Here is a 17,125-nt window from a genome sequence, read left to right as displayed (position 1 = left end):
TGCGGCTGCAAAAATAAATCTGCCGTCCGCATGACGGTAAATCCGTATCGGTGATATGTATTGCGTTTATCCGCAAGTAAGGCCGTCTGAATATTTCGACTACGCTCAGTAATCGGATATTTCAGACGGCCTTTTCCTGCTCCGTCATTGATAAAACAAGCATTTTTTTGTACAATCACGCATTATTTTTCACTCAGGCCGTCTGAAAACGGCCTGATTTGTTTTACTGCTTAATCGAGAAACCATGTCCGAAATCCTAGACCAGGTGCGCCGCCGCCGCACGTTTGCCATTATTTCCCACCCTGACGCGGGTAAAACCACGCTTACCGAAAAGCTGTTGCTGTTTTCCGGTGCGATTCAAAGCGCGGGTACAGTCAAGGGTAAGAAAACCGGCAAATTCGCCACTTCCGACTGGATGGAAATCGAGAAACAGCGCGGCATTTCCGTGGCTTCTTCGGTCATGCAGTTTGACTATAAAGACCACGTGATCAACCTCCTCGACACCCCTGGTCACCAAGATTTCTCGGAAGACACCTACCGCGTACTCACTGCCGTGGACAGCGCCCTGATGGTCATCGACGCGGCCAAGGGTGTGGAAGCGCAAACCATTAAATTGCTCAACGTCTGCCGTCTGCGCAACACGCCGATTGTGACGTTTATGAACAAATACGACCGCGAAGTGCGCGATTCGCTGGAGCTGCTCGACGAGGTGGAAAACATCCTCAAAATCCGCTGCGCGCCTGTTACCTGGCCAATCGGCATGGGCAAAAACTTCAAAGGCGTGTATTCGATTTTGAACGACGAAGTGTATCTGTTTGAAGCGGGCGGCGAGAAGCTGCCGCACGAATTTGATGTGATTAAGGGTATAGACAATCCCGTTCTAGAAGAGCGTTTCCCTTTGGAAATCCAACAGTTGCGCGATGAAATCGAATTGGTTCAAGCTGCTTCCAACGAATTTGATTTGGACGAATTTTTGGCGGGCGAACTGACGCCGGTATTCTTCGGCTCGGCGATTAACAACTTCGGTATTCAGGAAATCCTCAATTCCCTGATTGATTGGGCGCCTGCGCCGAAAGAACGCGACGCCACCGTGCGCATGGTGCAGCCGCAAGAAGAGAAATTCTCCGGTTTCGTGTTCAAAATCCAAGCCAATATGGACCCGAAACACCGCGACCGCATTGCCTTTTTACGCGTCTGCTCGGGCAAATTCGAGCGCGGCATGAAGATGAAACACCTGCGTATCAACCGCGACATTGCCGCCAGCAGCGTGGTGACCTTTATGTCGCATGACCGCGAATTGGTGGAAGAAGCCTTTGCCGGCGACATCATCGGCATTCCCAACCACGGCAACATCCAAATCGGCGACAGTTTTTCCGAAGGCGAACAGTTGGCGTTTACCGGTATTCCTTTCTTCGCGCCGGAGCTGTTCCGCAGCGTTCGCATTAAAAATCCGCTGAAAATCAAGCAGCTGCAAAAAGGTTTGCAGCAGCTGGGCGAAGAAGGCGCGGTGCAGGTGTTCAAACCGCACAGCGGTGCGGATTTGATTTTGGGCGCGGTCGGCGTGTTGCAGTTTGAGGTCGTTACCTCGCGCCTGGCGGCGGAATACGGCGTGGAAGCGGTGTTTGACAACGCCTCCATCTGGTCGGCGCGTTGGGTCTCCTGCGAGGACAAGAAAAAGCTGGCCGAGTTTGAAAAAGCCAACGCCGCCAACCTATCGATTGACGCGGGCGGCAACCTCGCCTACCTCGCCCCCAACCGCGTCAACCTCAGCCTGACACAGGAGCGCTGGCCGGACATCGTGTTCCACGAAACGCGCGAACATGCGGTGAATCTGAATGCGTAAAGGCGCGTAGGTTGGGTTGTCAACCCAACATTTGCGCTATTTCCGTTGTGGTTTTATCCCAACCTACCCAATGCCGTCTGAAAACTGATTTTCAGACGGCATTTTTACGCCCCGCCCATTCTGTTATACAATACGCCCGCCTGCTTCATTGCGAACAGGCGTTTTATTATTTTTTTAAGGAAATCATTATGATGAACCAAGTCAACGTCATCAGACATTGGGCTGATGCCAACCGAACCACTGCGTTTTGGTTGAAAACCGCGCTGGGCGCGAATCTGATCGCAGTATTGGCGCAATTTGCCGTGCCGCTGCCGTTTGTGTCGATTACCCTGCAATCTTTGGGCGTGTTGCTAATCGGCTTTGCGCTCGGCCGCAAGGCGGGCGTGGCGGCGGTATTGCTGTATCTGTTGGAAGGTGCGGCGGGTATGCCTGTGTTTGCCAACGGCAAAGCGGGGCTGGCGGTATTGATGGGGTCGTCGGGCGGCTATTTGTTCGGCTATATTTTCATGGCCTTGATTTTGGGCTGGGCCAGCGATAAAGGGGCATTAAAATCGGTGTGGAAAACCGTGGCGGCGGGTTTGGCCGGCACGGCAGCATTATATGCGCTGGGGTTGGCGCAGCTGTCGCTGTTTGTGCCGGCGGATAAAGTCTTGGCCTACGGCCTGTATCCGTTTATCGCGGGCGACATCATCAAAGCCTTTGTTGCGGCGGTCTTGTTGGCACCGACTTACCGCTTCTTCCAAAAACTGTAAAGGCCGAGGCCGTCTGAAAAACATGGGCAAACAATCTGTTGCCCCTATATTTCAGACGGCCTGATATTCTTTTACCATGCACCCCGAATTAACCCGCATGTTTGCCCGTCTGCAACAGGTCAGCATGCTGGATTTTCAGGCGCAAAGTCTGGACGGCTCGCAAATGGCGTGGAACCATCAGGCCCGCGGCGACACGCAAACCGTTTTTTCAGACGGCATACTGACTTTCCGCGACCGCTTCCGCCTCGACAACGGCCGCCTGTGCCGCGATGAAAAGCAATGGCGTTTGGAAGACGGCGGCTTGGCGTTTTACCATTACCGCCATCAGGCATTTGAACAGATTTTTCTGTTTCGGATACAGGATAACGCCATCCGTGCCGACAAACCGTATGCCTGTATGCCTGATGATTATTTCGGCACTTTGACGTGGCGGGACAATGCTGTCGTGTTGACGATTGAGATTCGCGGCACGCGCAAAAATGAGGTCATCCGCTATACCTACCGTTGAAGCGCCATACCGCAAGGCCGCCTGAAAACCCGATTTTCAGACGGCCTTTATTGTTGCCCTACCCTTGCCATAAATCCCAGGCAAATTTGCCGATAATCACACACAATAACAGCATAAAGCCATAGCGCAGAAACACCGTGCCGCCGCGTATCGCCAGCCGTGCACCCAAAATGCCGCCGCACAGGTTCGCCAGCGCCAGTGGCACTGCCCATGCCCACACCACATGGCCGTGCGGCACAAAAAACGTCAGCGCGGCGAAATTGGTGGTGGTGTTGATGACCTTGCCCGCCGCGTTTGCGGTCAGAAAATCGTAGCCGTAAAAGCGCACAAACACAAACGCCAGCAAACTGCCCGTACCCGGCCCGAAAATGCCGTCGTAAAAGCCGATAAGTGCGCCGAAAAACAAGCCCCACAGCGTTTCGCGCCGCGTCAGCGCCGCCGTGCGCGCCATCTGCCCCAAGTCTTTTTTGAAAAACGTATAGACAAACATCGCCAGCATAATCGCCAACATTACCGGCTTCATGTATTCGGTCGGGAAATACGCCACCGATTGCGCACCCAAATACGAGGCGGCAAACGCCAATACCGCCGCCGGCAACAGCATTTTCCACGGCACGGGAATCTTGCGCACATACTGCCAAGTCGCGGTCAGCGTACCCGAAAATGAAGCCACCTTGCCCACGCCCAATACTGTCGCCACCGGTGTTTGCGGCGGCAACACGTTAAACAGCCCCGGAATCTGCAACAGCCCGCCGCCGCCGACCGCCGCGTCCATCAGCCCGGCCAAAAAGCCGATGACGATTAAAAAATAAAGCGTGCTCTCCATAATCCCGCCGCAATAAATACCCTAATAAGATGTTCGGATTGTAATGATTCCGTTAACCGCCGTCTATCGTCTTTCAGACGGCCTTTCCGCATATTTTGCCCTATATGCCGCAGATTCCATTTTTTAGCCTCTATTTACAATACGAAAAATGTTAAAAATCAGCAAGATGCACCCCTTGAAATTAACACAACTTAACGCAATATCCTATTAATCCGATTACAATGCAGTCGTCCGAGTAATATTCACTCTGATGAGTGAATCGGACACTCCCGTAATGTGTTTGGTCATCCGTGTTTCTCCCTTTGCATGGATGACCCTTTTTTATGGCATAAACCCTTATAAAGTAAAGACATAACAAAGGCCGTCTGAATACTTCGACTACGCTCAGTAACCGGATTCAGACGGCCTTGCCATTTCTCTAAACCAACATCACTCCACCATATCCTGCGCGGCCTGCTGCAAGCCGTCGGCCAGCGATTCGACCATTGCGGTATAGCCGTCGCCCTGCTGCGCGGTTTCGGCGTGGAAAGGTTTGCTTCGGCCGTCCGGCCATAGGGCGTAGCCGCTGACGACGGTTTTGCCCTGATAGCTGCCGTTGAACGCTTCGACATAGATTTTCAACTGTTTGCGGCTGTGGCTGCGGGCAGAGGGCACAAAAACATATTGGCGGCTCAAGCGGTTGAGTTTGTTGCTCAAATTACCCGCCAAGGCGCTGTCCAGCGGATTGGCCCACAGATGGTTGCGGGCGAAATTGACATGGTAGGCATCGGTCTGGTACACCAGCCCACCCTTATCCAGCGCGTCGGCCAAAATCACTTTTACCGCGATTTCTTCACCTTGGCGGTCAGGTTGGGTGTAGCTGCTGTCGGGCAGCACGAAATACTGCGTGGTTTGGGCGGTGCCGCAGGCGGCGAGCAGCAGCGCGGCGGTCAGGGCAAACAGGCGCATTAGCGGCTTCCTTTCGGGATGGGGTCTTTGGTGGTGCTGTTGAAAATCAGCGCGTTTGGCTTTTCTTTCAAGGTGTTAATCACCGGCTGAACGTCTTGCAGGGTTTTGTCCAGATTTTTCAGGGTCTGCTGCGCTTCGCCGTAAACAGGCGATTGCGGCGAAATACCTTGCAGGGTATGGCGCAATTCTTTCAGGGTCTTGTTCAACTCATTCGGCAGATTGCGCGTTTGCGGCTGGCTGGCCAGCGCGTTGACCGAATTGAGCGCTTTGTCGGCGGATTTGAGGGTGTTTTTCAGCTCGGCCAACGAGCCGTTTAAGCCGTCCACGGTTTTATCCAGCTGCAATTTGTTCAGTTTTTCCAACAGCTTGCCCAACTGGGTTTGCAAATCGTCCAGCGAACTGCCGCGTGTGGCAATCACGGTATCGCCGCCATACACGCTAAACGGCTTAAACGTCGGCGCGGTTGAGGGGCTATCGGACAGCTCAATCATTTTGCTGCCGAGAATCAGTTTGTTGCTGGAAATCAGCGCGGTCAGGCCTTTACCAAAGGCCGTCTGAAGCTGCTGCTGCCAGTAGCTTTTGCTTTGCGCGTCGGCATTGTTTTCCAAGCGCGACGGCTCGATACGGATGCGCACCGGCACCCAGCCGTCGGCAAACATTTTCAGACTGCCGTTGCGCTCGAAATACGGCACAGCCGACACCACGCCGATGTTCATGCCTTTGTATTCCACCGGCGCACCGACGCTCAGGCCGTGCACGGATTGTTTGAAAAAGACGGTGTAATACAGCGAACGCTCGTCGGGCAGGTTTTCTACCTCGCTGCGGCTGTTATACACGGTAAACTGCGCTTCGTTGCTGACACCGGTGCTGTCGGTATTTTTCGGCGAATCAAACGAAATCGCGCCCGAAAGCAGCGCCGGCAGCGGCGCGGATTTGACTTCAATCCCGCTGCCGTTGGTTTGGATACTGAGGCCGCTGTCGAGCCAAAAGCGGCTGTCGGAGCGGATGAGTTTGTCGTTCGGGCTTTGGATAAACACGGTGTAATGCACGCTGCGGCTGGCCGGATCGAAATGCGCGCTTTCGATTTGGCCGACCATGAAGTTTTCATACACCACCGGGCTGCCCGCGCTGAGAATGCGGTCGTTGTCGCCTTCCAGTTTCAGGCGCACCCCGCTTTGGCCGATGGCGGCAATCGGCGGAATGTCCTGCACTTGGAAACGGTATTGCTCTTCTTCGCTGTTGCCGGGGGTAAAGGCGATGTAGGAGCCAGAGAGCAGCGTACCCAAGCCGGTCACGCCGCTTTGGTCGATACGCGGTTTGACCACCCAAAACTGGGTATCCGCGCGCATGAGGTTTTTCGCGTCGGCGTTGAGCTGGGCAATCACCTCCACCCCTTTGCGGTCGTCACGCAGCTTGATTTGGGTTACGCGGCCGACGTTGACATCCAACACCTTAATCACGGTGTTGTTGACTTCAATGCCGTCAGCGCTGTCCATCAGCAGCGTGATTTTCGGGCCGGTGTCACGAATCTGCTTCATCAGCAGCCAGCCGCCGGCCAGCAGCGCAATCAGCGGAATCACCCACACGACGGAGGTAAAGACATTGGTTTTCTTGACGCGCGCGGGCGCGTTGGGCAAATCGGGCTTATCGTTGTTCATTGTTCTCAAGGCCGTCTGAAACAGATATTCTGTCCCAAATCAGGCGCGGGTCGAAATAATAGGCGGAAAGCATGGTCAGCAAAACGACCAGGCAGAAATACAGCGCGGCCTCGCCCGGCACCACGCGGGCGATATTGGTATGGAACGCGCTCATCAAAATAATAATCACAAAAATATCAATCATCGACCAGCGGCCGACGGCTTCGGTCAGGCGGTACAACACCGCCATTTTCGGCGCGGCAAACAGCGGACGGCAAATAGAAGCGGACAAAATCAACACCGTCATCGACACGATTTTCAACATCGGAATCAGAATGCTGGCGCAGAAAATAATCACTGCAATCAGCTTATCGCCATCGTTCCACATATACACAATGCCGTTGAAAATCGTATTAATCTCGACAGCGGTAGGATTGGAAGAAATCATAATCGGCAGCAGATTGGCCGGCACATACAGCACCGCCGCCGCCAATAAAAACGCCAGCGAAACGCGCAAACTGTGCGGCCGGCGGCGGTACAAATCCGCGCCGCACACGCCGCAAATCTCTTCGGCCGCGTCGCGGAAATACAGGCAGCGGCTGCAGCAAATCCGCTGCGGCGAGGCCGTCTGAATCGCGTTATAGCCCAAAATGCGCTGGATTTTGTAATACACCCAATGCTGCGGAATCGACACCGAGGTGCGCACCAACATCACCGCCAGCCCCAACATCAGGTAAAACGCCGGCCCGAATTCCACCGCCGCCACCGCCGAGAGCTTGATATACGCCACCAGCGTGGCGATAAAAAACACATCGACCATAATCCAATGGCGCAGCCGCACCAGCACCCGCGTTGCCCAAAACAGCGCCGGCAGCGCCCGCTCCGTCAAGAGCGCGGTATAGACATACAGACACAGCAATAAAAACAAAACCGGCGTGCCGAAGGTCAGCGCAAACATCACCTCAGCCAAAAAGCCGAAGTCCTGCACAATCAGCATTTTCATCATGCTCGGCAGCGACAAAATCGACACCACGCCGACCATTTCCACGCGCACAAACATCATGCTGTACACAAAAACCATCAAAATCAGCGCAGTAGCGGTAAAGGCAGGCGGCGCCAGATACGGATTGCCCTCCACCTCGACAATTTCATGGTTGCAGGTCGGACAATGCGCCTCCTGCCCCTGCACCAAACGCGGAATGTCCGTGCGCTTGCCGCAGTCGGGGCAATCCACCGTGTGCGCAGGCAGCTCGGCATCAGGTCGGAAGCGTTTGAAGCGCCACCAGCGCGTGTAGGTCGGAAGGGATTTCATGCAGGAAAAACGGCAGTTAAGTAGCTGACAAACCCTGCATTATAAGGGAAAAATCCGCCGCACGAATGCCGCACAAATGTAAAAGGCCGCCTGAAAAGCGCTCGATATACTGCAAACACGCTTTCAGACGGCCTTATCCCGCCTTTACAGTCAATGCCTGTATAATGCCCGCCGATTCCGACAAAAAACAAACACATGAACATCATCTCCCTGATTTACCGCCAATACCGCAAGCAGTTTGTCACCATGTTTGTGCTGACCCTGTTATCCGGCCTGTTTGGTATCGGCGTGCTCGCCTTTATCAACGGCCGTCTGCTGCAAGGCGGCATGCCGGCTGGCGGCATTATGCTGCAATTTGCGCTGCTGCTGGTTGCCTATCTCGCTGTCGCCACCCTGTCGCAAATCCAGCTTTCCAAGCTCGGCCACCAATTCGTTTTTGAAATGCGCACGCAGCTGCTTAAGCGCATTATGGATTCGCAGGCCGCGCAAATCCAGCTGACCGGAAAGCCCAAACTCTTGGCCAGCCTCTCCAACGACATCCGCTCCATCAGCATGGCGTTTACCCGCCTGCCCGAATTTGTGCAGGGCGTGTTGTTTAGCGTCGGCTGCAGCCTGTATCTGATTTGGCTCTCGCCCAAATTGTTTGTCGTCACCGCCGTGATTTTGCTGATTATGGTGCTGGTGAGCAATATGGTCGTCAAACGCGTGTTTCAGAGTTTCCGCAAAATGCGCGGCTACGAAGACGAGCTGTATGCCCACTACGAAACCAGCCTTGACGGGCACAAAGAGCTGACCCTCAACCGCTACCGCGCCGAGCGTTTTTATCACGAAGATTTCTCCACTGCCGCGCAAAACAACCGCAACTGGGCCATCCGTGCCGACAGTCTGCACGCGCTGGCGATTAACTGGGGCAACGTCTCCATGCTCGCCGCCGTCGGCATTATCTTCTACCTCGCCACCTACCATCAATGGGCAAGTCTGGCTGACGCCGCCACCATCACCATGACCGTATTGTTTATGCGCTCGCCCCTGTCGCAGGCCATCGGCGCCTTCCCCATGCTGATGAACAGCCAAGTCGGGCTGAACGCCTTAAACGATTTGGGTTTGGCCGAATACCAAAGCGGCTTCCACAGCGATACCGCCCTGCCCGATAACTGGCAAACCATCCGCTTGGAAAACGTCACCTACGACTACCCCGCGCAGGGCGGGCAGCAATTTGCCCTGCAACCGGTCAACCTGACCCTCAAGCGCCATGAAACCGTATTTCTGATTGGCGCCAACGGCTCGGGCAAATCCACCTTATCCATGATTTTGGCCGGCCTGTATCAGCCTAGCGGCGGCAAAATCTTTGTGGACGACATCGAAATCACCGAGCAAAACCGCGACGCCTACCGCCGCCTGTTTGCCAGCGTGTTCACCGATTTCCATCTGTTTGACAAACTCATCGACGGCATGGGCGCGGACGCCGCCGATGACATGATTGCCCAATGGCTGGAACACCTGCACATGTCCGAAAAGGTCAAACGCGAGCAAAACCGCATTCTCAACAACAAGTTATCCCAAGGCCAGAAAAAACGCCTCGCCCTGCTTGCCGCCGCCGCCGAAAACCGCAGCATGCTGATTCTCGACGAATGGGCGGCCGACCAAGACCCGCAGTTCCGCCGCATTTTCTACGAAGAGCTGCTGCCGCTCTTAAAAGCGCAAGGCTACACCGTTTTCGCCATCAGCCATGACGACAAATACTTCAACCACGCCGAGCGCATTCTCTCCATGAAACAAGGCGTGTTGAGCGAATACAATGCAGAAGACGCGGTTAAAGTGGCGGATGAACACAGCCGAAGTTAAACATCCGTTTCTCCATAAATAAATAGGCCGTCTGAAAAAATATCTTTTCAGACGGCCTATTTCTATCCGCTCAATCCGTTTCCCGCAATGCCGCCACCACCGCCTGAAACAGCGCCGAATCCGCCCTTCTGCTCGGATAGTAGAGGTAATATGCGCCGTAGTTCATCGCCCAATTATCCAACACGCCGACCAGCGTACCGTCTGCAATAGATTGCGCCAACACATCCTGCGGCAGCCACACCAGCCCCTTGCCCTGCTTCGCCATTGCTATCAATAAATCATTATTATTACTGATAAAACCTCCATCCGGTTGGATTTTAACGTGTTTGTCCTGTTTGCGTTTGGGGTCGCGAAATTCCCACATCATCAGGTTTTCCAAAGTCGGCAGGCGGTAGGCCAGCGGACTGTGGCGGCTTAAATCAAACGGCGTTTTCGGCGTACCGTGCGCGGCGAGATAATCGGGGCTGGCGGCGGTTTGCATGATTAAATCGCCCGACACTTTTACCGCAATCATGTCTTTGGTCACATTGGCTCCCAAGCGGATGCCCATATCGAAACGCTCGCCGATGATGTCGGAAAAACGGTTTTCCGCAATCGCTTCCAGCGTCACTTCGGGGTGTTCGGCGCTAAAGCGCAGCAGCTTGTCTTTCAATACATAGCGCAACGAATGCTCGTTGCCGTTAATCCGAATCGTGCCGCCCAATGCGCCTTTGGCGGCGTTCAAATCGTTTAGCGCCTCATCAATGCCCAAAAGCAACGGTTCGATTTTTTGCCGCAGAGCCTCGCCCGCTGCGGTGGTGGACACGCTGCGCGTGGTGCGCTCCAGCAATTTAATGTCCAAGCGCTGCTCCAACATGCGCACGGTATAGCTGAGCGCCGATTGCGACACGCCGATTTGCGCCGCCGCTTTGGTAAAGCTGCCGGTACGCGCCACCAGTAAAAAGGCTTTCAGATCATCAATATTTTCCATATCGCTGCCTATTTAGAAATAAAATTGCTAAGTGTATGCAACAATACCCATCTAATCAATTTTAATCAAGCGGTTTATACTGGCGCCATTCAATCAACCGGAGAACAAACCATGAACAACATTCTGATTATCGGCGCTACCGGCAGCCTCGCCCAACGCGTGATTGCTGCCGCCAAACAAAATCCCGCTTTAAACTTGACCTTATTTGCCCGCGAGCCGAAACGCATTAGCGCAAATTTGGCGCAAAATTGCCACATTATTCAGGGAAATGCGCTGGACATGGCGGATTTAAACGCCGCCATGCAAGGGCAAGACATCGTGTATATCAATTTGGCAGGCGACTTGGTGGCAATGGCAGGCAATATCGTGCAGGCGATGAACGCAAACGGCGTAAAACGGGTCATCGCCGTCAGCTCCATCGGCATTTATGATGAGCCGATAAAAGCCGTGCTGCACCCCTATCGTGCATTGGCGGACATCATCGAACAATCGGGCTTGGACTACACCATTTTGCGCCCCGACTGGTTTACCAACGGCCGCGAAATCGACTACGCCCTCACGCCCAAAGGCCAGCCTGAGCGCGGCGGCGCGGTATCGCGTGCCAGCATTGCAGATTTTGTGGTGAAACTGTTTGCCGAGCCGAACCAATATATCGGAGAAAATCTCAATATCAGCAAGCTGTAAAAGCGCGGTCGTTTTTTAAAAAATTTGAGGCCGTCTGAAAACGAAGTTTTAGCCTAGCTGAAATTTAGTTTTCAGACGGCCTTTTTATCCCCAAACACTTCCGCCAATTCCGTCAGCAAAAACGCCGTGACCGCCCCTGCGGTATAAGACGGGGCAGTTAAGGCAGTGATGGCTTTGGGTGCAGGCAACAGCGGCTCGGCAAGGTCGAGAGCGACGATATTGTCCCAAATATCATCCCCCAGCAGGCTGTGCGGCAAAATCGCCCAGCCCAGGGTATATGCCACCATGTCCAGCATCAAATAATAGCCGTTTGCCAGCCAGACTTTGGGCGACAACACGGGCGTGTCTTTGGTAGCATGCAGCAGTTGGCAATGGTCGGCCAGCTCATCTTGCGTGATGTTTTGTTGCCCCGCCAGCGGGTGTTCACGGCTTGCCACGGCGACAAAAGCCTGACTACCGAGATGGGTTGCCCGATACGGCGGCTGCGGTTGCACATGGTAGCTGATACCGATGTGAATGCTGCCGTCTGAAAGCCCGCGAGCGATGTCTTCAGCCTCAGACAAGCGGATGTCCAGCTTGGTATGCGGGAAACGGCTTTGCAGGCGGGCAAAAACCGCCCCGACGGGGTCTGTCCACAGGCTGTCTTCAAATGCAACAATCAACCCGCTTTCTTCATGACGGCTTAAGGCAGCAACCCGTTGCTCAAACAGAGTGTTTTGGGCAAGCAGCACTTTCACCATTGCCAATACCGCTGCCCCTGTTTGGGTAAGGGTGGCCGCTCCGCCGCTGCGGTCAAACAAGGTCTGGTCTAGGGCGATTTCCAAATTAGCAATGCTTTGGCTGACGGCGGATTGCGCTTTGCCGAGCCTGCGGGCGGCGGCAGAAATAGAGCCGCTCTCGCACACGCAGACAAAAGCGTGTAATTGATCTAGAGTGTACATTATCTGTTTTTCCGATAGATTCTAACTTTATTCATCGAAAATTTTGCCATACAATACCGCTAATTTTCAACTTCAGACAAAATTTTTAGCAAAATGAGCGCGTTAAATAATCTTATCACCCTAAGCCGCCAGCATAAAAAGAAACTGGCAGGGACATTTGCGCTGGTTGTGACGGAAAATCTGCTGCTGGTGCTGTATCCCTTGTTTGGGGCGTTTGCCATTGACGGCGTAATGGCGGGCAATGTGATGCAAGCCCTGACTTATGCCGCCGTGGTGCTGGTGATGTGGCTCATCGGCTCGGCGCGGCGGGCGGTGGACACCCGCACCTTTACCCATATCTATGCGCGTATGGTCGTGCCCGTGATTATTCAGCAGCGCGGCAGCGGCGAGGCGACATCGTCGGTATCGGCACGGGTGGCGCTGTCGCGCGAATTGGTGGATTTTTTTGAACAGCATTTGCCAACCTTGCTCACCAGCGGTTTTAGCGTGATTGGGGCAGTGGTGATGCTTTTGGTGCTTGAACCCTGGGCGGGGCTGACAGCGGCGGCGATTTTGGGCGGCTTCGGGCTGTTGGTACGCCGTTTTGCCGCCACCAACGACCGCCTGTATTTTAGCCTGAACAACCGCCTTGAGCGTGATGTGGCGCTGATTCAAAACGCCCACCCCGACCGCTTAGAGCGCCATTATGATTTGGTGTCTTGGCTTAGGGTTAAAATTTCCGACCGCGAAGCGACGGGCTATCTCTTGATTGGGCTGGCGATGGCGCTGCTGTTCGGCGTAACCCTCACAGTGCTGACGCTTCAAAACGGCGTGAGCGCAGGGCATATTTATGCGGTGGTCAGCTATTTATGGGCATTTGCCATGAGCCTGGATGACTTCCCGCAACTTTTGGAACGCTTTTCGGCGATTAAAGACATCGGCAAACGGGTGCAGGTGGCGAGGTAATTTTTGCTGAAATCTGCAAAAGACAATGCCACCTGAAAATCAGATTTTCAGGCGGCATTGTCATTCCTGCCCATCAATCTAATTCGGGCAAAAATCCTTGGTTTTTGATAACTTGTGCGATTTCGGTGCGTTTTACCTGTTGGCTACTGGTGTAGCCTGCGGCTAAATGACTAAAAGTTTCCATACGCGTGTTACCGCCACGGTGTTGGTAATAGTGAGTCAATTCGCGGTCATAAGCGGCAAGTTCGACTTGGCGTTCACTAATCGGTACATAGCGGTTTTCCATATGAGTAATGGCAAGCGGCAGGCGCGGTTTGATGTCGGGTTGCTGATCCGGCCAGCCCACTGCCAGCGCAAACACGGGAAAAGTGCGCTGCGGCAGACCGAGCAAGTCCACCATACGTTGAGCATCGTTGAGAATAATCCCCAGATACACCGCGCCCAAGCCCATACTCTCTGCGGCAATCACCAGATTTTGACAGGCGATGGAGGCATCATACACACCTGCCAAAAAGCGGTCGGCACTGCCTTGATATACCGGCTCGACACCCTGCATTTGGGCAATGGCGGCATTACGGGCGGTGTCGGCGACAAACACAAACAGATGGCCGTTTTCACGGATATAGTCCTGCGCCCCAATCTGCCCGTTTTGCATCCCCACTTGATAAATGGCCTCTTTCAAGTCGGGGTCGGTAATGCTGATGATGGAGCACGCTTGCATATAGCTGCTGGTGGAAGCGTGGCGGGCGACGTTGACCAAGGTTTCCACTTCTTCGGGTGTAAGCGGAATGTCTTTAAAACGGCGGATACTGTGGTGTTGCAGTTGTTGTCGGATAATTGGGGTCATTTTTGTCCTTATTTTTCACTTGTTGCAATAATGTATTTAACGCACTGTGTGCGTGGCCAAGCGCTTGGCTGTCAAACAAGTCTAGCCACATTTTCGCCTGCTGCCGCCAGCGGCAGTAGAGTTCGTCGTACGCCGTCTGCCCTTTGGCGGTCAGACCGTATAACATCGAACGCTTGTGGTGGGGATTATCAAAGGTTTCGATCAGACCTTCTTTCAGCAGTTGGTTTAATTGCAGTTGCACTGCTTGTCGTGTAATGCCAAAGGTAGCAGCAATTTGCGGCGATGTTTTCCGCTTGCCGTCCAAAGCGCTCAACACCTGCCATTTTGCGCTGGTTAATCCTAAATCGGCACTGAACGCATCTCCCCACAAATTCAGCGTACCGCTTAATTCCGTGACCAAGAAAATCAGTTGCTTGAGCTGCTCAAGTTTGTCTGTTGCCATAGTTACCTCACTAAATTGACAAGCAGTTTACATTATTGACAAGAGGTTGTCAATTTTGAAATAAAATGCCGTCTGAAAATTCTCTTTTCAGACGGCATTTTTACCCAAACGCCCGCAAACTCTCCTCCTGCACATAGGCAAATTCCTGCAAGGCCGCCTGTTCAAAACGAGGGTAATTCTGTTTTAAACTATCCGCCGCCGACAGCAAAATCCCGCCACGGCTGACCCGCTTTGCTAGGCCTGAAAACACCCGACTTTCCAAAAAATCCACATCGGCATAATTGGATAAGGCGTGGTTTTGGTTTAGCCAGTCAAACAGCGGGGCAAAGCCTTGCGGGAAATGGGCTTGGTGGCTCGCTATCCGCGCCATAATCGCTTGTTCTGCCGCTAAAATATCCTGCCCAAACAACTGATTAAATTGCTTGGCAACAAAATGGTCGATGACAATATCCGCCACAATGCCCTTAAAAATACCGTATTCCCCCGCCAACAGCGTACCCAGAAAATTATCGCGCCGGTCGGTAGTGCGGTCGATAAAGCGGTGCAGAATCACTCCGTTTTTAATCGGCGCGTCCACCTCCAGATTTTCCACCTGCCCTTTATAAAAATCCCCGGCAAAATTGCCAAACAGCGTATCGCCGCCCAACACATTGGGGCGACGTTCCAAAGCCAGAGAAATCATGCTGTGCGCAAGAAAATTCATGTTTATCCTTCTTTTATGGCAGTCGAATCATCATAACGCAATCGGGATTCAGAAACAAATTTGATAAGCGTTAGAAAAATTATCCTATTTATCCGCAGGCGGAATGTTTCTACAATACATCCATCGAATCAAGCACAGCGGCTCAAAAGGCCGTCTGAAAAATCAAGCAAAACAAGGAGTATCACAATGCAATATGTCAAATTCGGCAACACCGGTATGGACGTTTCCCGTATCTGTTTGGGCATGATGAGCTACGGCGCGCCGGGCAGCGAAAACGGCGTGTTCCCGTGGGCGAAAACCTTTGACGAAGGCAAGGCAATGTTCAAACGCGCCGTTGATTTGGGCATTAATTATTTCGACACCGCGAATGTTTATCAAATGGGCACCAGCGAGGAAATCACCGGCCGTTTGATTAAAGAATTCGGCTTGAACCGCGATGAAATCGTGGTGGCCACCAAGGTGAATTTTCCCATGCGTCCGGATCGTCCGAACGGTGGCGGTTTGTCACGCAAAAACATTATGACGGAAATCGACCATTCCCTGAAACGCCTGAATCTGGATTATGTGGACGTGTATCAAATCCACCGCCTCGACCACGACACACCGATGGAAGAGATTATGGAAGCGCTGCACGATGTGGTGAAAAGCGGCAAAGCACGTTATATCGGCGCCAGCACAATGTGGGCGTGGGAGCTAGAGCGTATGCAGGGCATCGCCGAGCGTAACGGCTGGACGAAATTTGCCTCGCTGCAACCGCAATACAACCTGATTTACCGCGAAGAAGAACGGGAAATCCTGCCGCTGTGCCAAGACCGCAAAATGGCGGTAGTGCCGTGGAGCCCGCTGGCTGGCGGCCGTGTGACCCGTCCGTGGGGCACACAAACCGCCCGCAGCGCCATTGATGATGTTTCGCCGATGGTGTGGGGTGCAACCGAAAATGTGGATAAACCCGTGGTAGATAATTTGGAAGCGGTTGCCAAAGAATTGAACCTGCCGATGGCGCAAGTAGCACTGGCATGGATGCTGTCCAAACCGTATATTACCGCGCCGATTGTAGGCGGCACTTCCGTGCAACATATCGAGCAAGCGGTGGGCGCGTTGGATATTAAATTGGACGATGAAATCATCAAACGTTTGGAAGCGCCCTATATGCCGCATGTAAAAACCGGCGCATTTTAAAGTGCGGTCGGATTTAACGACGTCTCAAACACAAATGCCGTCTGAAAATTTTATTTTCAGACGGCATTTTCACACCTCAAAAAATGACCTTAAACCAACCGTGCTGCTTTTCTTGCAAATATTATTCTATCTTATACCTCCTATCACAAAAGACGATTAGACGAATATGTCCCCCACGTCTAAAATGTTTTTCAACAAACAGGAAATCAATTTCCTGACTAACACAATGAATTAAAAAGGAAAATAAAATGACTAAGATTGCATTTTTAGGCCTGGGTGCAATGGGCAGCCGCATGGCTTTGAATTTGGTTAAAGCCGGATATGCATTAACCGTATGGAATCGTACTGCCAGTGCTTGTGATGAATTGGTCGCCGCCGGAGCAAAAGCGGCAAGCACGCCGCGTGAAGCAGTACAAGGAGCGGAATTTGTGATTTCCATGGTGCGCGATGATGAGGCCTCCCGCCAAGTGTGGTTAGATGACAAAACCGGTGCATTGGCGGCTCTGGCTAAAAACGCGGTGGCGGTAGAAAGCTCAACTTTGACACCGGATTGGATTCACGAATTGAGCACAGCCATGCAGATTCACGGCACAGCATTTTTGGAAGCTCCGGTATCCGGTTCCCGTCCTCAGGCGGCACAAGGACAATTAATTTAGGGGCTGTACTAGATAATTAGAGCAAATTACCTTTTACTAACTGTTTCAAAATAGAAATTTGAGATTTTATTTCACTGTTGTTAAAAC

General features: G+C 53.0%; 17 protein-coding genes. 8 read left to right on the top strand and 9 right to left on the bottom strand.

Annotated elements, in window-relative coordinates; translation table 11 throughout:
- Window positions 1–244 precede the first annotated feature (244 nt).
- The 3 genes from J2T37_RS01770 to J2T37_RS01760 all read left to right on the top strand — a co-directional run bounded on the left by J2T37_RS01770 (window position 245) and on the right by J2T37_RS01760 (window position 3,103).
- Window positions 245–1,843: a peptide chain release factor 3 gene (locus tag J2T37_RS01770; RefSeq protein ID WP_253353484.1), complete on the top strand. Its 1,599-nt coding sequence runs from the start codon at window positions 245–247 to the stop codon at window positions 1,841–1,843.
- 188 nt (window positions 1,844–2,031) lie between these two features.
- Window positions 2,032–2,595 (top strand): biotin transporter BioY, encoded by a 564-nt coding sequence (locus tag J2T37_RS01765; protein WP_253353483.1) that lies wholly within the window; start codon window positions 2,032–2,034, stop codon window positions 2,593–2,595.
- Window positions 2,596–2,671: 76 nt separating this feature from the next.
- Window positions 2,672–3,103 (top strand): DUF6314 family protein, encoded by a 432-nt coding sequence (locus J2T37_RS01760; RefSeq protein ID WP_253353482.1) that lies wholly within the window; start codon window positions 2,672–2,674, stop codon window positions 3,101–3,103.
- A 58-nt stretch (window positions 3,104–3,161) separates the two neighbouring features.
- Here the strand turns inward: J2T37_RS01760 and J2T37_RS01755 are convergent, their stop codons facing one another.
- From J2T37_RS01755 to J2T37_RS01740, 4 genes are all read right to left on the bottom strand, one after another.
- A complete protein-coding gene (locus J2T37_RS01755; protein ID WP_253353481.1) occupies window positions 3,162–3,929 on the bottom strand; it encodes a sulfite exporter TauE/SafE family protein in 768 nt (255 codons plus the stop codon).
- A gap of 429 nt (window positions 3,930–4,358) precedes the next feature.
- The gene (locus J2T37_RS01750; RefSeq protein WP_253353480.1) at window positions 4,359–4,877 is read right to left on the bottom strand and encodes a PqiC family protein; all 519 of its coding nucleotides are present in this window, start codon (window positions 4,875–4,877) and stop codon (window positions 4,359–4,361) included.
- Window positions 4,877–6,535 (bottom strand): intermembrane transport protein PqiB, encoded by a 1,659-nt coding sequence (gene pqiB, locus J2T37_RS01745; RefSeq protein WP_253353479.1) that lies wholly within the window; start codon window positions 6,533–6,535, stop codon window positions 4,877–4,879. Before pqiB ends, J2T37_RS01750 begins: the two co-directional genes overlap by 1 nt.
- Complete coding sequence (locus J2T37_RS01740; protein WP_253353478.1) at window positions 6,522–7,826, bottom strand: paraquat-inducible protein A; 1,305 nt, start codon at window positions 7,824–7,826, stop codon at window positions 6,522–6,524. Before J2T37_RS01740 ends, pqiB begins: the two co-directional genes overlap by 14 nt.
- Before the next feature lie 195 nt (window positions 7,827–8,021).
- On the opposite strand from J2T37_RS01740, the gene J2T37_RS01735 reads away from it, so the two are divergent.
- Window positions 8,022–9,671: a multidrug ABC transporter permease/ATP-binding protein gene (locus J2T37_RS01735; protein WP_253353477.1), complete on the top strand. Its 1,650-nt coding sequence runs from the start codon at window positions 8,022–8,024 to the stop codon at window positions 9,669–9,671.
- A gap of 70 nt (window positions 9,672–9,741) precedes the next feature.
- On the opposite strand, the gene J2T37_RS01730 is transcribed toward J2T37_RS01735, so the two are convergent.
- Entirely contained in the window at window positions 9,742–10,641 is a 900-nt protein-coding gene (locus J2T37_RS01730) for a LysR family transcriptional regulator (protein WP_253353476.1), read from the bottom strand.
- A gap of 111 nt (window positions 10,642–10,752) precedes the next feature.
- Here J2T37_RS01730 and J2T37_RS01725 point away from each other — a divergent pair, with 111 nt between their 5' ends.
- On the top strand, window positions 10,753–11,325 hold the full coding sequence (locus J2T37_RS01725; protein WP_253353475.1) for an NAD(P)H-binding protein: 573 nt from the start codon (window positions 10,753–10,755) through the stop codon (window positions 11,323–11,325).
- A gap of 71 nt (window positions 11,326–11,396) precedes the next feature.
- On the opposite strand, the gene J2T37_RS01720 is transcribed toward J2T37_RS01725, so the two are convergent.
- The gene (locus tag J2T37_RS01720; protein ID WP_253353474.1) at window positions 11,397–12,266 is read right to left on the bottom strand and encodes a LysR family transcriptional regulator; all 870 of its coding nucleotides are present in this window, start codon (window positions 12,264–12,266) and stop codon (window positions 11,397–11,399) included.
- A 93-nt stretch (window positions 12,267–12,359) separates the two neighbouring features.
- Between J2T37_RS01720 and J2T37_RS01715 the strand changes: the two genes are divergently transcribed.
- Window positions 12,360–13,211 (top strand): ABC transporter six-transmembrane domain-containing protein, encoded by an 852-nt coding sequence (locus J2T37_RS01715; RefSeq protein WP_253353473.1) that lies wholly within the window; start codon window positions 12,360–12,362, stop codon window positions 13,209–13,211.
- 73 nt (window positions 13,212–13,284) lie between these two features.
- On the opposite strand, the gene J2T37_RS01710 is transcribed toward J2T37_RS01715, so the two are convergent.
- The 3 genes from J2T37_RS01710 to J2T37_RS01700 form a co-directional block, all read right to left on the bottom strand.
- Window positions 13,285–14,058 carry an NADPH-dependent oxidoreductase gene (locus J2T37_RS01710; protein ID WP_253353472.1) on the bottom strand — a complete coding sequence of 258 codons (774 nt, stop codon included), beginning with the start codon at window positions 14,056–14,058 and terminating at the stop codon, window positions 13,285–13,287.
- Complete coding sequence (locus J2T37_RS01705) at window positions 14,006–14,500, bottom strand: MarR family winged helix-turn-helix transcriptional regulator (protein WP_253353471.1); 495 nt, start codon at window positions 14,498–14,500, stop codon at window positions 14,006–14,008. The genes J2T37_RS01710 and J2T37_RS01705 overlap by 53 nt, the downstream gene beginning before the upstream one ends.
- A gap of 100 nt (window positions 14,501–14,600) precedes the next feature.
- Window positions 14,601–15,203, bottom strand: a complete 603-nt coding sequence (locus J2T37_RS01700) for an ACP phosphodiesterase (protein ID WP_253353470.1) — start codon at window positions 15,201–15,203, stop codon at window positions 14,601–14,603.
- A gap of 186 nt (window positions 15,204–15,389) precedes the next feature.
- Here J2T37_RS01700 and J2T37_RS01695 point away from each other — a divergent pair, with 186 nt between their 5' ends.
- Window positions 15,390–16,382: an aldo/keto reductase gene (locus J2T37_RS01695; RefSeq protein ID WP_253353469.1), complete on the top strand. Its 993-nt coding sequence runs from the start codon at window positions 15,390–15,392 to the stop codon at window positions 16,380–16,382.
- Between the two features lie 248 nt (window positions 16,383–16,630).
- Entirely contained in the window at window positions 16,631–17,038 is a 408-nt protein-coding gene (locus tag J2T37_RS01690) for an NAD(P)-dependent oxidoreductase (protein WP_253353468.1), read from the top strand.
- Window positions 17,039–17,125: the final 87 nt, after the last annotated feature.

The organism is Neisseria perflava (assembly GCF_024170405.1).
Lineage (GTDB): Bacteria > Pseudomonadota > Gammaproteobacteria > Burkholderiales > Neisseriaceae > Neisseria > Neisseria perflava_B.
Note: the sequence above shows the minus strand (reverse complement) of the source record. Positions and strands in the feature narration are given on the sequence as shown.

Coding starts and splice junctions, on each gene's coding strand:
- J2T37_RS01770 (WP_253353484.1), top strand. CDS start 245: ATGTCCGAAATCCTAGACCAGGTGCGCCGCCGCCGCACGTTTGCCATT.
- J2T37_RS01765 (WP_253353483.1), top strand. CDS start 2,032: ATGATGAACCAAGTCAACGTCATCAGACATTGGGCTGATGCCAACCGA.
- J2T37_RS01760 (WP_253353482.1), top strand. CDS start 2,672: ATGCACCCCGAATTAACCCGCATGTTTGCCCGTCTGCAACAGGTCAGC.
- J2T37_RS01755 (WP_253353481.1), bottom strand. CDS start 3,929: ATGGAGAGCACGCTTTATTTTTTAATCGTCATCGGCTTTTTGGCCGGG.
- J2T37_RS01750 (WP_253353480.1), bottom strand. CDS start 4,877: ATGCGCCTGTTTGCCCTGACCGCCGCGCTGCTGCTCGCCGCCTGCGGC.
- pqiB (WP_253353479.1), bottom strand. CDS start 6,535: ATGAACAACGATAAGCCCGATTTGCCCAACGCGCCCGCGCGCGTCAAG.
- J2T37_RS01740 (WP_253353478.1), bottom strand. CDS start 7,826: ATGAAATCCCTTCCGACCTACACGCGCTGGTGGCGCTTCAAACGCTTC.
- J2T37_RS01735 (WP_253353477.1), top strand. CDS start 8,022: ATGAACATCATCTCCCTGATTTACCGCCAATACCGCAAGCAGTTTGTC.
- J2T37_RS01730 (WP_253353476.1), bottom strand. CDS start 10,641: ATGGAAAATATTGATGATCTGAAAGCCTTTTTACTGGTGGCGCGTACC.
- J2T37_RS01725 (WP_253353475.1), top strand. CDS start 10,753: ATGAACAACATTCTGATTATCGGCGCTACCGGCAGCCTCGCCCAACGC.
- J2T37_RS01720 (WP_253353474.1), bottom strand. CDS start 12,266: ATGTACACTCTAGATCAATTACACGCTTTTGTCTGCGTGTGCGAGAGC.
- J2T37_RS01715 (WP_253353473.1), top strand. CDS start 12,360: ATGAGCGCGTTAAATAATCTTATCACCCTAAGCCGCCAGCATAAAAAG.
- J2T37_RS01710 (WP_253353472.1), bottom strand. CDS start 14,058: ATGACCCCAATTATCCGACAACAACTGCAACACCACAGTATCCGCCGT.
- J2T37_RS01705 (WP_253353471.1), bottom strand. CDS start 14,500: ATGGCAACAGACAAACTTGAGCAGCTCAAGCAACTGATTTTCTTGGTC.
- J2T37_RS01700 (WP_253353470.1), bottom strand. CDS start 15,203: ATGAATTTTCTTGCGCACAGCATGATTTCTCTGGCTTTGGAACGTCGC.
- J2T37_RS01695 (WP_253353469.1), top strand. CDS start 15,390: ATGCAATATGTCAAATTCGGCAACACCGGTATGGACGTTTCCCGTATC.
- J2T37_RS01690 (WP_253353468.1), top strand. CDS start 16,631: ATGACTAAGATTGCATTTTTAGGCCTGGGTGCAATGGGCAGCCGCATG.